The following is a 13,141-nucleotide window of genomic DNA, read 5'->3' as shown; positions in this document are numbered from 1 at the left end:
ACTCAATACAAAATTAGGTAAATTAAAAACTTAAACCTTAAGTGCTGGTTAATAGTGTATTATGAATAATGGCACGGTGCTTGTTTTATCTAGTAAGAATCGCAATACCAAGATTATGAAGACAAAACTACTTTTATTAACCGTTTTTATAGCCACTTTAATGACCTCATGTTATACAGAGGTTATTGTTGAAGATGAATTTATAGATGAGCCAATTTACAATACCAGTCAAGTGTTGCAATCTTATGACCTGTGGTACGTAGATATAAATGCTACTAGAGGCAATGGCGAAGTTCCTTTTTTACAACGCGCATTTACCATTTCTTTTAATAGAGGTACATTATACGCTAACAATAATATAGTAGGTATAGGTAAGACCGGAAACGGTTTTGGGATAGATGTAGGATATTATGATACGGTGCGTGGTGCTGTAGAAATTGACCATGATATAGATGGACAATGGTTTTTAGATGTATTTGCGATAAACGGAAATACTATAGAACTATATGATGCCCGTTCAGATACTTCATATTATTTAAAAGGATATCAAACAGGTAATTTTGATTATGATATGTTGTTCTATGACAACATCAATTATTTTTTACAGGAATACCATGCTTGGGAAAAAACATATACAAGTCTAGAAGGAGCTTTAAACGAATTTGATAATGAGAACTTTTTACAGTTCAATCCTACCTTTTTTAGGTCGTCTGTAAACCCAGTTGGAACACCCTTGGTAAACCTTCGATGGGATTTTGAGGGAGATTACTCGGTGTATGACATAGAAGCCGATGAAACGCTCAAAACTTTAACACTGGCCTACCGTTCATCGAGCAATGATTACTTTGAATTGTACGTTATTAATGAGAGCACAATTGAGCTTTATCACCCGAGTAGTAAAACAGTATATGAGTTCAGGGGAAAAGGATATCAAGAGTACTTAAAAGCCGGAAAAGGCACCGTAGAAAAAAAGAGAAAAAAGGCTTCTAATCCCATAATGAAGGTGAAAAGAAGTAGAGATATATAAACGTTTTTTGGTTGGTTATTTAGTTAGAAATCGCCCTTTGCAGCAGTGCTTAGGGCGGTTTTTTTGTTTAATTGTATTCTTTAGGGGTAGTGTTCATTATGAACTCTTTATAAAATACCGCTAAATTTTAATATTAACTCATTGATAGTTAGTGGATTTGGTTAATAATTTGTTCAAATGTATTTAGCCGCTTAGTCTATGGCTTATAGGGTATTTTGGTGTATTTTTGCCCGCTTAAAATCTTGATGTTGTGAAGAAGTATTTGAATTTGTTCGATTTCAAACAGAAAGTAGATTACAAAAATGAAATTTTAGCGGGATTAACGGTCGCCATGACAATGATTCCAGAATCATTGATGTTTGCGATTCTAGCAGGATTTTCACCATTAGTAGGTTTGTATGGAGCTTTTATTATGGGGCTTGTTACAGCTATATTTGGAGGTAGACCTGGGCTAATTTCTGGTGGAGCGGGTGCAACCGTGGTTGTACTTATGGCATTAATGAATTCTCACGGTCTAGAATATGTTTTTGCAGCAGTTGCTTTGGCTGGTGTTTTTCAATTGGTCGTAGGCTTTTTAAAGCTGGGTAAATTTATTCGTTTGGTACCACAGCCCGTTATGTTTGGGTTTGTTAATGGTTTGGCCATTATTATTTTTATGGCCCAAATGGACCAATTTAAGGTAGGCGTAGGGGATGCTGCAGTTTGGCTTACCGGTTCTGCCATGTACACTATGGTAGGCTTAGTGTTATTTACAATTGCAATAATTGTTTTTGTTCCTAGAATTACCAAAGCAGTCCCAGCTTCATTAATAGGGATTATTGTTGTTTTTATAGTGGTGTATTTTTTAAATATTGATACCAAACAAGTAGTGGATATCATTAATCAAGACACGCTACCTGGAGAAGAACTAAAGTCGCTTAGTGGGTCTTTACCCTCTTTTCATATACCAACTATTCCTTTTACATTAGAAGCCTTTAAAATTATTTTACCGTACGGATTAATAATGGCAGCAGTTGGACTTACAGAAGGATTGCTTACGTTAAACTTGGTAGATGAGATTACTGGTACAAAAGGTAATAGTAACAGAGAGTGTTTGGCTCAAGGAGGAGCAAATATATTGAATGGATTTTTTGGAGGAATGGGTGGTTGTCCAATGATTGCACAAACATTGGTTAATCTATCCGCTGGTTCAAGAGCTCGGTTGTCTGGTATAATTGCTGCGTTAACTATATTGTTAATAATATTGTTTGGAGCACCTGTAATAGAACTTGTTCCTATAGCCGCATTGGTTGGAGTTATGGTAATGGTTGCAGTTGGTACATTTGAATGGGCAAGTTTTAAGGCTTTGAGAAGAATGCCTAAACCAGATATTTTTGTAATGATATTGGTTACTTTAATTACTGTAGTTCTACATAATTTAGCGTTAGCTGTATTGATAGGCGTAATAATTTCTGCATTGGTATTTGCTTGGGAAAGTGCGAAGAGAATTAGAGCTCGGAAATACGTAGATGAAAGCGGAGTTAAGCATTATGAAATTTATGGGCCTTTATTCTTTGGCTCTGTAACTGCTTTTAATGAAAAGTTTGATGTGGCAAATGACCCAGACGAAGTAATAATAGATTTTGCAGAAAGTAAAGTTTCAGATATGTCGGCAATTGAAGCCTTAAATAGATTAACTGAGAGATATGCCAACCAAGGCAAGAAAGTTCAATTAAGACACTTAAGTAAAGATTGTATTAATCTTTTAGGCAACGCGGAAGATATTATTGATGTTAATGTTCTAGAAGACCCTACTTACAAGGTAGTAGCTGACAGGGCAAATGCCTAATTTGTCTGGGGCACTACTTTGTAAGTAAGGTCTTTTAATAGTTTTTATAAGTAGGAGTTAATTACTCACCGCCATATAGCTTATAAACTTCAGTTCCGGCACTTAAATATGCACCTGTTCCGTATACCTCTGTTTTATCTGGCCAAGCTTTTCCTATAAGTGCGGCTCCTATAGGTTGCACATAGCCTAACATACCATCTTTAGTAACATGGCTTGCCATGGCGTTCCAGCCCTTTTTTACAGCGGGTTCATAGGTTTTCTTATCCAAGATACCGTTGTTAACGCCCCAAGCCAGTCCATACACGTAAAAAGATGAACCGCTTGTTTCAGGTGTAGGATAAAATTCTTGACCTAATAGACTCATAGCCCAATGCCCTTCAGGAGTTTGAATTTCAATTAGCTTTTTTGCCATCTTTTTATAGATATCCAAGAAGTACGCATACTCTTCACTTTTAGGGTCAAGCTCGTTCATGATGTTAACAAGCCCAGCAAATACCCAACCGTTACCTCTAGACCAAAAAACCTTTGTGCCATTATCTAGTTTATCAAAATAGCGTTCATCACGATAGTAGAGGTTTTCCTCTTTATCAAAAAGAAAATCGGTAGATGCCTTAAATTCAGACATCATGAAATCTAAGTATTTTTTTTCGCCTGTAACCTTGTACAATTTAGCTAAGACAGGAGGAGCCATGAAAAGGGCATCGCACCAATTCCATCTGTCTTGATGATAGGGTGTTCCCCAATTTAATACGCTTTGCGAAGGGTGAAACATTAAAAAACTGAATTGTTCTTTGGTAGGTGCAATCATTTTTTCATCCTTATATTTCTGGAATAACTCAACGTACATTTGACCAACAGCATGGTCGTCTGCGTGATATTTTCGCTTGTGCAATTGCCACTCGTTTTCTTCACCTATATTTTTTAACCATTCATAATAGGTATCATCATCTGCCATACTGGCCCATTTTGCCATGCCTACATAGAGTGCGGCATTTGTCCAATCTAATGGGTGGTGTGGTTTTTTGCGGTCGCTGTATAAGCCGTCAAAATTGGCAATTTGCCAATCGGCCACCTGTTGCATGGATTCCTTTACTTTCTTAGGTTTTATCTTTTGAGAAAAAGACGTGCCCGTACACGAAAAAACGATAATTGCGATAAAAAAACGATGTAGTAGTTTCAATTTATTTTGGTTTAAGTGGATTGAGAGCTACTAATATATTGAAAAAAAATATGCCGTTACCCTAAAATAAATAGGATAACGGCATACTGGTATTAAAATAATGCTATTAAAGCGTACGCAGGTACTCTGCAACAGCTCTTGTGTCCTCGTCAGAAAGATTCTGATTTAACATAATGGCATTGTTGTATTCTTTTAGAAGTGCTTTTGCAATTGGATCTTCTTGTATCATTTTATCAGGATTTGCAATCATGTTCATCACCCATGTTGGATTTCTTCTTTCATAAACACCTTTTAATGCAGGGCCGATTAAACGTTTATCTACCATATGGCAAGCTGTACAAACTGCTTTAAATTTTGCTTCACCGGCAGTAGCCATTTCAGCATTAATATCAGCATCAAAAGAAATATCTTTGTATTTACCTACACCTTGGTTATCCATATCAACAGGTACACCTTCAGATTTGGCTTCCACTGCTTTAGTTTCGGTTTTGGTTCTGTTCATTTCAAAACCACCTTTTTTCTCTTCTTTTTTTCTTCACCACAGCTGGCAAGTAGGGCACCAAGGGCCAATACGCTAAGTAATTTTTTCATCTTATGCTTTGTTTCAATATTCGAGTTGGCTTGAGGGCCATTTATTAACGATGCTAATATAATGATTCACTAAATTTAAACCATGTCTTGCACAAATTTAATTGCTGTTTTTTCTGAGTAATAGATGTTAGAAGGTGCTATAAAGCCTACATGTCCTCCAAATTCAGGAACCTTCAAATAAAGATTCCGGTTTTTTTCAGCTTCGGTATATGGGTAACATTCTTCGTCCAAAAAAGAATCGTTCTTAGCATTGATTATTAAAGAGGGTATTTTAATATTAGGTAAGAATTGCCGGCAACTACATTTCTCGTAATAATCTATGGCATTTTTAAAACCGTGTGCTCGGCTCGTATAAATGTCGTCAAAATCTTTTAAGGTTTTAATGCTAGAGATGTCACTTAAGGATATGCTATCAGGAAACATTTTTTGTTTAGGGTATAATTTTTCAATAAGGTGTTTTTTGAAACGTTTGGCATAGAGGTAATTTTTTGGGGACATTAATTCCTTTAATGAACTATGAAGATTGCAAGGTGCCGAAACACCTATAACGGCTTTTACTTCTGGAGGTAGCACGCGTTCTTCTCCAGCATATTTCAAAGCCATATTACCACCTAAACTCACTCCTTTTATATAAATTTCAGTATACTTTTTTTGCTTTAAAATGCATTGCACAACAGCATCCAAATCTTCCGTTGCACCGGAATGGTACGAACGAAAAAGACGATTGGTTTCTCCGCTACATCCTCTAAAATTTACAGCGCAGGCATCAATTCCTGCTACATTAAAAGCTTTTGCGCTTCCGGTTATGTAAGGGCGCTGAGCATTGCCCTCTAGGCCATGCAATAGTATGACCACTTTCTCTGATTTTGTTTTGGAATAACTCCAGTCTAGGTCAATGAAATCACCGTCCGCTAACTCTAAACGTTCTCGCTGTTGCTCCAACCCTTCTATTCGCCTAAAAAGACCAGAATAAACGGTAGATAGATGTCCGTTTTTGAATATAAAAGTAGGGTTGTAATCTGAAGCTAGAACAGGCATGTAATATGAATTGTTTAGAAGCTGAGTAATTTAAATTGGCTGTTTATACGATGGGAAATGAATGACATTTTAGCATAATCTCGCATGTGAAACTTTATTGTAAATTTAGCCATGTCAAAAATAACACGAAATTGTGAGCATTTAGATGCGGTCACAGAAGTAAAAGAGGCAAAAGCACACAAGTGTGCCGAATGTGTAAAAACAGGCGACAATTGGTTACACTTGCGTACGTGTCAAACCTGTGGTGAAACGCTTTGTTGTGACAGCTCTCCCAACCGGCATGCAAGTAAACACGCACAATCAAGCGGTCACCCTGTAATAAGTAGTGCAGAACTGGGTGAACGATGGCTTTGGTGTTATGAAGATGAACAAATTGCTAATTACTAAATTATGAACGATCCTAGATTTCCGGAATTACCACAAAACCATATAAATACGTTAAAGGAATATGGTGAGATAGAATCTTTCTCTGAAGAAACTGTAGTTTTTGAACTAGGTCAACTTAGATATGATTTTTTCGTTGTCCTAGAGGGGGAATTGCCATACTCAACCCTAATAATGATAAAAAGATAGTCGTTACTCATGGTAAAAATGAGTTTTCGGGAGATAGTGGTATGTTATCTGATCGAGGAGCACAATTTAGAGCTATAGCCAAAGCAGGTTCTAAGCTTATACGTGTTAGCCCTGCAAAATTAAAAGAAGCCATTGCTCAACATAGTAATTTAAGCGATATACTTCTGAATGCTTTTTTGCAACGTCAAGATGCAATTTTGAACGAATTTGTAGGGGGTATTAAGTTGGTGGGTTCAGGTAATTCTAAGGAAGCCTATGCCATTCGTGATTTTATGGATAAAAACTATATCTGGTATAATTTCTTGGATGTAGATAAGAGTAGTGAGGCCAATGACTTACTCAAAGGCTTTGACCTTTCTAATAAAGATTTGCCTCTTATGATTTGTAACGGAGGTCAGTTACATATGAAACCTTCTTTGGATGAGGTTGCTCGTTTTTCAGGAGTGTTGATGGATTTTGAAGATAAGGTCTTTGATTTGCTGGTTATTGGAGCAGGGCCATCTGGTTTAGCGGCCAGTGTGTATGCAGCTTCAGAAGGATTAAGTGTTGTAACTATAGATAGTAACGCGCCTTATGGTGGTAAGGCAGGAAAGAGTTCTAAAATTGAAAATTACTTGGGTTTCCCTACGGGGATTTCTGGAAGAGATCTTGCTAACCGAGCTTATGTACAAGCTCAAAAGTTTGGATGTAATATATCCATTCCGCATAGGGCTGAAAAAATTGAACATACTGGAACTCATTTTGTGCTTTCCGCTACTAATGGAAAAGTAATCAAAGCAAAGTCTTTAATGGCCGCTACAGGGGCCAATTACCGCCAATTGCCTATTGAGAATATCAATAAATATGAGGGTAGTGGCGTATATTATTCCGCTACGGGAATGAATGCCTCGGCTTGTAAAAGCGAGTTGGTAGGTGTTGTGGGTGGAGGAAACTCTGCAGGTCAAGCAGCATTATTTTTGGCAGATTACGCTAAAGAGGTACATGTTGTGCTTAGAGGAGGTGATTTGGGCTCGAAAATGAGCGACTACCTTGTGCAACGTATAGTGGCAGCGCCAAATATTCATGTGCAATTAAATTCTGAGGTAACCGAATTGCATGGGGACCATCATTTAGAATCCCTTGTTCTAGAAAATAGTGACGGTGAAAAAACAGAAATGAATATTACGAACCTATTTACTTTTATTGGAGCCAAACCTTGTACTGAATGGTTAGTAGGTATTGTTGCTACGGATGAAAAAGGTTTTGTTTGTACTGGCCCGGGCATTGATGAAGAAGAACTGTATATGTGTGATATTTATACCAAAAGGAAACCGCAATCTTTAGAAACTAGCATACCTTACTTTTTTGCTGTGGGCGATGTACGTAAAGGTTCTGTAAAACGGGTTGCTTCTGCCGTGGGTGAAGGTTCAATGGCCGTTAGTCAAGTACATCAGTTCTTAGGAGAATTAAAGGCCATAGAAGGGCCTTTACAGGCTTAGACTTCAAAAGAATAAAACGTGGTCGGTAGCTATATGTTTTCATAAGCTAACGACCACGTTCTTGCTTCTAAATATTTTTTATTTTGGATATTTTTCTAAAAGCATGATTTGATCTTGGATGGCGGATTTAAATTCCATTTTCAAATCAGAAATTAGGTCAGCTACGGGAAGGGTATTTTCAATCAATGCAGAACCTTGGCCTGCAGACCAGATAGTTTTCCATGCCTTTGCCTCGGTATCAAGCTCTTTTCCAAAGTCTATTTTAGTGTCTTTTTTAAGGTCTTCTTCGGTTATTCCTGCTGCTTTTAAACTAGCTCCCAAGAAATTGGCATGAACACCAGAAATGGAAGCGGTATATACTACATCATTTGCACCGGCATCAATAATCATTTTCTTGTATTCGATAGATGCTTTGCTTTCATCGGTATTAATAAATCGGGTACCCATATAAGCCAAGTCAGCTCCCATTTGCATAGCTGAAGCAATATCGCGGCCGGTACTGATACATCCAGAAAGAATAATAGTCTTGTGAAAGAACTTCTTTATTTCTGCAACCAAAGTCATAGGATTAATAGTTCCCGCATGGCCGCCTGCACCAGCTGCGACTAGAATTAATCCGTCTACTCCTGCTTCTTGAGCTTTTTCTGCATGACGTTTTTTGATGATATCGTGAAATACGAGTCCGCCGTAACTGTGAATAGCGTCTACAACCATAGAAACTGCACCTAAAGAAGTAATAACAACGGGTACTTTATGTTTTATGCAGAGCTTTACATCAGCTTCAAGTCTTGGGTTGGTAGGGTGAACAATAAGATTTACACCAAAAGGGGCCGCTTTTTTACCGGTCTCCTTCTCAAATGCATCAAGTTCTGTTTTTATTTCTATGAGCCATTCTTCAAAACCTTCGCTAGTACGTTGGTTTAGTGCCGGAAAGGTCCCTACAATTCCATTTTTACAACATTCAACAACCAGTTTAGGCCCTGATATCAAAAACATAGGGGCGGCAATTACAGGTAGTGCCAATTCGTTTATAAAAGAAGGTTTTGCGCTCATATCATTAGTTTTAGAAACAATTAAAAATAGCTTTAAATTTTTAGGTTAGAAATTCCTCTCTTGTTCAAAACTATGCTATTTTTGTTATTCTTATGCATGCATAATAAATTAATTCATAAAATATGTACTTAAAAGACTTTGAAATACGCTGGAGCGACGTTGATGCGAATCGCCATTTGGCCAATTCTGCTTATTTGAATTTTATGAGCCACGTGCGAATGACTTATCTAACTGAAATAGGCTTTAGCCATAAAACATTGTTGGAAAAGGAAATAGGTCCTGTCGTTTTTTATGAGCATATGTACTATTTCAAAGAAGCTTTTCCATAAAACCCGTGAAGGTTTCTATGGAAATTATGGGAATGAGCGAAGATGCGCAGTTCTTTGAATTTCATCATAATTTCTATGATTACAAGGGAAGAAATTTTGCCCATTGTGAAATGATGGGAGCTTGGATAGATTTAAAAACAAGAAAGCTAACTGGTTTAACAGATGATTTGTTGGAAAAGTTCAGCACTGTTGAAAAAGCAGAAGGTTTTAGAGTACTCACCAAGGAAGATACCAGAAAGTTCGCTAGGACCCCAAAGGATTTGGTTTAGGTTTTTTACTGGCCAAATACACTCCTAAAAATACCAAGCAGCCAGCTATTATTTTAAGTGTGGTTAGTTTGTCTTGCCCAGTGGCAACGGCAAAAAGGATGCCTATTAGTGGTTGAATATATACAAAGGCACTTAATGTAGAGGCTTTGAGCTGGGTTAGGGCAAAAATATTAAATAGGTAAGTGCAAAATGTAGTTCCTAAGACTACAAATACAATTTTCCATAAAGCTTCAAAAGGCAGGTTGGGCCAGTCTATGGCAATAAATTCGTGATACCCGAACGGAAGGCAAATAAATATCCCCATAGTAAACAACCACTTCATAAAAGTAAACGGATGGTATTTAGCTATTAGAGTTTTTGCTCCAATCAGGTAAGAGCCGTAAAATACGGAGTTAATTAGGATAAGAAAATTTCCTAAAGGAATATTAGGGGCATCTTGTCTTGTTTCAGTTCCGAAAAAAATAAGGCCCAATGCACCTAAAAGGCCAACAAGGATGCCTACTATTTTTTGGGGAATAATTTTTTCTTTAATCAAAACTGCAGAAAGCAATACAACGATAATAGGCGTTGTAGTAATTAGGACCGCACTGTTAATTGGAGTAGAAAGGGCAAGGCCCTTAAAGAAAACTAGCATGTTCAGACCCATTCCCAACAGTGCGCAAATAAACATTCTTGGGTAATCTTTTTTTTCTATTTTTTCTTTCGGTCCAAAAAATGAAATACTCCAGAATAATATAGATGCTCCAATAACCCGTAACATGATAAACCCAAATGGTTGCACATGATTTGGCATTACTCCTTTGGCAATGGTGTGGTTTAGGGCGTAAATAATCGTTGCTCCTACAGCGGCTAATATGGCGAGTGTGCGTTTATTCAATTGTGCAAGGCGTCTTTTGCCGCTTCAACTACTTTTTTGCTATTGCCCACAAAAATTTGGTCATTTACAATTATGACGGGTCGTTTAAGAAAAGTATAATGCTCTAAAATCAAATCTTTTAATTCTGCTTCTGACGGCTGTTTCTCCTTAAGTCCCATTTCTTTATATAGACGAGCTCTCTTGCTGAAAAGGGCCTCATAGCTTCCAGCAAGTTTCTGCATTTGTTCTACCTGTTCGGTAGTCATAGCTTCGGTTTTAATATCTTGAAGAACAACACCGTCTAAAGGTTGGAGTTCTTTAAGGATACGTTTGCAAGTGTCGCAGGTGCTGAGGTGGTAGATTTTTTTCATCTTTCTTAACATAATTTCACTTTACAAAGAAACCCAATTCAGTTCAATTGTACTATTTTTAACCTCCACTTTAAAACGAGAATGCTTTGAAAAAACTTTTTGATGTTACTTTACAGAATAGAAAACGTTTATATAAAATATTGACCGAAACGCCCAAGGAGCAATTACTTGAAATTCCAGCGGGCTTCAATAACAATATTTGGTGGAATATTGCTCATACGGTAATTACAACACAGGTATTGGTGTATAAGTTTAGCCATCTTAAAATGCGTGTTTCAGATGAACTGGTTCAAAAGTTCATGAAAGGAACAACGCCAGATGGAACAGCCACGGATGAAGAAATGATGATAATCGCAGACTTCTTGATTTCTACTTTAGAATGGATGATTGAGGACTATGAGGCTGGTCTTTTTCAAGAATATAAGGAGTATACTACCAGTGCTGGAGTAACTTTAAGCTCAACAGACGATGCCCTTGCTTTTAATGCATACCACGAAGGGTTGCATTCAGGTGCCATCACTGCTTTGCTTAAAGTAGTAGGAAAATAAAAATTACGATTTGCTGTTGACCAAATAAGGTTTGAGGTCTGTAAATGGCAAAGTCAAAACTATTGGGCCATCGGCATATGAAGCAACCTCATATGGGTTGTAGAGTAGTTTTATGCCCTCCTTGGTAAACCCTATGTTTTCAGGGAGGTAAAACGTATCACTCTCGAACATAAACCCGGTACTGTTAATTGGACCTTCTAGAGGTATTTTTTCTTGATTTCTGAATTTTTGCTCAGCGAATTGTTCAAAATCTTTTCGGTCTTTAAAAATCTCCCAGTTTTCTAATTCTTTCGCTTTGTTTTTATCAAAGTTCAAGAAATGCTGAGAGCTATAGCCGTGGGCACCTCCGGTAAAAATATAGGAGTTGAGTTCAATCGAGATGAAATCTGCGTTCTCATAAGAAACTTTGCCTTCTATTTTAGCTTCCCAGCTTGTAGCTTCTTCTGGATATAATTTTTTGAGTTCCCAATAGCCGTTACTAAAGGATTGAACCGCATCCTTAATGGAAGTAGCTTCTAATTCATCATCATAATTAAGGGTTTCTATGATTTCCTCATCAATGGCAGTATTAATACTCTCTGCAATCTTTGAGTTTTCAAGAGCCTTGGGTATATTAATTTCTACATTGGGACATTCAGAACAACGGGTCTCGTCAAGACTTAATGTCTCAAAGGTTAGTTTGTTCTCTTTTTGACATCCAACAAGGACTAAAAGCAAAATGATATAGGTAACTTGGGTTCTCATATAGGTAGTTCATTGGGGTGAAGCAAACGATAATGGGTTATCCAATATCAAATATAACGATAGATTTACACGAATAATTATAAAAAATGAGCGAAAAAACGTTAAAATTTAATAGTAAGGCAATTCATGGAGGTCAGAAACCGGATGCAGCTTATGGCGCGGTGATGCCTCCTATTTATCAGACGTCTACCTATGCGCAGACTACACCGGGTGGTCATAAGGGTTATGCGTATTCAAGAAGTGCTAATCCAACAAGGTCAGCTTTGGAAAATTCTTTGGCAAGTATTGAGAACGGCGCGTATGGTTTAGCCTTTGCTAGTGGCATTGCTGCTATGGATGCTGTAATTAAATTGTTGAGTCCTGGTGATGAAGTTGTTTCCACTAATGACCTGTACGGAGGTACTTATAGATTGTTCAAAAAGATATTTGAGAAATTTGGGATTAAGTTCAACTTCGTGGACATGCAAAATGCCGCAACGATTGAATCTGCCATTACTGAAAACACCAAACTCATTTGGGTAGAGACTCCTACGAACCCAATGATGAACATCATAGATATTAAGGCGGTTGCTCAGCTGGCCAAAAAACATGAAGTGTTAATGGCAGTAGATAATACATTTGCAACGCCTTACTTGCAGACTCCGTTAGATTTGGGTGCTGATATCGTTATGCATTCTGCTACTAAATATTTAGGCGGACATAGTGATGTGGTTGCGGGAGCATTAATTGTGAAAGATAAAAAACTTGCGGACGAGCTTTACTTTATTCAAAATGCAAGCGGTGCCATTTGTGGACCCATGGATAGTTTTTTGGTGTTACGGGGTATAAAAACACTACATGTGCGCATGCAACGCCATTGTGAGAACGGAGAAGCTATAGCTAACTATTTAGTGAAACATCCTAAAGTTGAAAGCGTATACTGGCCTGGTTTTAAAAGTCATCCAAACCATGATATCGCCAAAAGTCAAATGAGTGGTTTTGGAGGTATGATTTCTTTTGTAACCAAAGGAGGTAGTTATGAAGATGCTATTAAGATTGTGGAGAAATTAGAGGTATTTACCTTGGCCGAGTCTTTAGGGGGAGTTGAAAGTTTAGCAGGACATCCGGCTAGTATGTCTCACGGTAGTATTCCTAAGGAAGAAAGAGAAAAAAGCGGAGTGGTAGATGCATTGATTCGGTTGAGTGTTGGTATTGAAGATATTGAAGATCTCATTGCTGATCTAGAACAGGCAATTGATTAAATTTTAGCGGATTTT

The 13,141-nt window shown here is 37.5% G+C and carries 14 protein-coding genes and 1 pseudogene; 8 read left to right on the top strand and 7 right to left on the bottom strand.

What is annotated here, in order from left to right; all coding sequences use genetic code 11:
- Positions 1–115: 115 nt before the first annotated feature.
- Together Q5W13_RS07205 and Q5W13_RS07200 are read left to right on the top strand one after the other, a co-directional pair.
- Positions 116–1,027, top strand: coding sequence for a nicotinic acid mononucleotide adenyltransferase (locus Q5W13_RS07205; RefSeq protein WP_304445857.1), 912 nt, complete (start codon positions 116–118; stop codon positions 1,025–1,027).
- A gap of 250 nt (positions 1,028–1,277) precedes the next feature.
- Complete coding sequence (locus tag Q5W13_RS07200) at positions 1,278–2,855, top strand: SulP family inorganic anion transporter (RefSeq protein WP_304445856.1); 1,578 nt, start codon at positions 1,278–1,280, stop codon at positions 2,853–2,855.
- Positions 2,856–2,916: 61 nt separating this feature from the next.
- On the opposite strand, the gene Q5W13_RS07195 is transcribed toward Q5W13_RS07200, so the two are convergent.
- The 3 genes from Q5W13_RS07195 to Q5W13_RS07185 all read right to left on the bottom strand — a co-directional run bounded on the left by Q5W13_RS07195 (position 2,917) and on the right by Q5W13_RS07185 (position 5,664).
- Complete coding sequence (locus Q5W13_RS07195; protein ID WP_304445855.1) at positions 2,917–4,035, bottom strand: glycoside hydrolase family 88/105 protein; 1,119 nt, start codon at positions 4,033–4,035, stop codon at positions 2,917–2,919.
- Positions 4,036–4,141: 106 nt separating this feature from the next.
- Complete coding sequence (locus Q5W13_RS07190) at positions 4,142–4,537, bottom strand: c-type cytochrome (protein ID WP_368662466.1); 396 nt, start codon at positions 4,535–4,537, stop codon at positions 4,142–4,144.
- Between the two features lie 164 nt (positions 4,538–4,701).
- On the bottom strand, positions 4,702–5,664 hold the full coding sequence (locus Q5W13_RS07185) for a YheT family hydrolase (RefSeq protein WP_304445854.1): 963 nt from the start codon (positions 5,662–5,664) through the stop codon (positions 4,702–4,704).
- 111 nt (positions 5,665–5,775) lie between these two features.
- On the opposite strand from Q5W13_RS07185, the gene Q5W13_RS07180 reads away from it, so the two are divergent.
- Genes Q5W13_RS07180 through Q5W13_RS07170 form a run of 3 tightly spaced genes read left to right on the top strand, consistent with a single transcriptional unit; the run spans position 5,776 to position 7,715 of the window.
- Positions 5,776–6,051, top strand: coding sequence for a UBP-type zinc finger domain-containing protein (locus Q5W13_RS07180; protein WP_304445853.1), 276 nt, complete (start codon positions 5,776–5,778; stop codon positions 6,049–6,051).
- 3 nt (positions 6,052–6,054) lie between these two features.
- Positions 6,055–6,237, top strand: coding sequence for a hypothetical protein (locus tag Q5W13_RS07175; protein ID WP_304445852.1), 183 nt, complete (start codon positions 6,055–6,057; stop codon positions 6,235–6,237).
- Positions 6,238–6,278: 41 nt separating this feature from the next.
- Positions 6,279–7,715, top strand: coding sequence for an NAD(P)/FAD-dependent oxidoreductase (locus Q5W13_RS07170; protein ID WP_304445851.1), 1,437 nt, complete (start codon positions 6,279–6,281; stop codon positions 7,713–7,715).
- Positions 7,716–7,793: 78 nt separating this feature from the next.
- Here the strand turns inward: Q5W13_RS07170 and Q5W13_RS07165 are convergent, their stop codons facing one another.
- Positions 7,794–8,768, bottom strand: a complete 975-nt coding sequence (locus tag Q5W13_RS07165; RefSeq protein WP_304445850.1) for an NAD(P)H-dependent flavin oxidoreductase — start codon at positions 8,766–8,768, stop codon at positions 7,794–7,796.
- A gap of 122 nt (positions 8,769–8,890) precedes the next feature.
- On the opposite strand from Q5W13_RS07165, the pseudogene Q5W13_RS07160 reads away from it, so the two are divergent.
- Positions 8,891–9,366 (top strand): annotated as a pseudogene (locus tag Q5W13_RS07160) (acyl-CoA thioesterase).
- Here the strand turns inward: Q5W13_RS07160 and Q5W13_RS07155 are convergent.
- Both Q5W13_RS07155 and Q5W13_RS07150 read right to left on the bottom strand, forming a co-directional pair.
- Positions 9,341–10,243 carry a DMT family transporter gene (locus tag Q5W13_RS07155; protein WP_304445849.1) on the bottom strand — a complete coding sequence of 301 codons (903 nt, stop codon included), beginning with the start codon at positions 10,241–10,243 and terminating at the stop codon, positions 9,341–9,343. The pseudogene Q5W13_RS07160 and the gene Q5W13_RS07155 sit on opposite strands and share 26 nt — an antisense overlap.
- The gene (locus tag Q5W13_RS07150; RefSeq protein ID WP_194551665.1) at positions 10,240–10,593 is read right to left on the bottom strand and encodes an arsenate reductase family protein; all 354 of its coding nucleotides are present in this window, start codon (positions 10,591–10,593) and stop codon (positions 10,240–10,242) included. The genes Q5W13_RS07155 and Q5W13_RS07150 overlap by 4 nt, the downstream gene beginning before the upstream one ends.
- Before the next feature lie 86 nt (positions 10,594–10,679).
- Here Q5W13_RS07150 and Q5W13_RS07145 point away from each other — a divergent pair, with 86 nt between their 5' ends.
- Positions 10,680–11,141, top strand: a complete 462-nt coding sequence (locus Q5W13_RS07145; protein ID WP_304445848.1) for a DinB family protein — start codon at positions 10,680–10,682, stop codon at positions 11,139–11,141.
- A 3-nt stretch (positions 11,142–11,144) separates the two neighbouring features.
- Here Q5W13_RS07145 and Q5W13_RS07140 read toward each other — a convergent pair whose 3' ends face one another.
- Positions 11,145–11,885, bottom strand: a complete 741-nt coding sequence (locus tag Q5W13_RS07140; protein WP_155597836.1) for a DUF3298 and DUF4163 domain-containing protein — start codon at positions 11,883–11,885, stop codon at positions 11,145–11,147.
- 86 nt (positions 11,886–11,971) lie between these two features.
- On the opposite strand from Q5W13_RS07140, the gene Q5W13_RS07135 reads away from it, so the two are divergent.
- Positions 11,972–13,126, top strand: coding sequence for a cystathionine gamma-synthase (locus Q5W13_RS07135; RefSeq protein ID WP_304445847.1), 1,155 nt, complete (start codon positions 11,972–11,974; stop codon positions 13,124–13,126).
- Positions 13,127–13,141: the final 15 nt, after the last annotated feature.

The sequence above is a fragment of the Zobellia laminariae genome (genome assembly GCF_030553095.1).
Lineage (GTDB): Bacteria > Bacteroidota > Bacteroidia > Flavobacteriales > Flavobacteriaceae > Zobellia > Zobellia laminariae.
The sequence above is the reverse complement of the archived record's forward strand: the minus strand, read 5'-3'. Positions and strand labels throughout refer to the sequence as shown.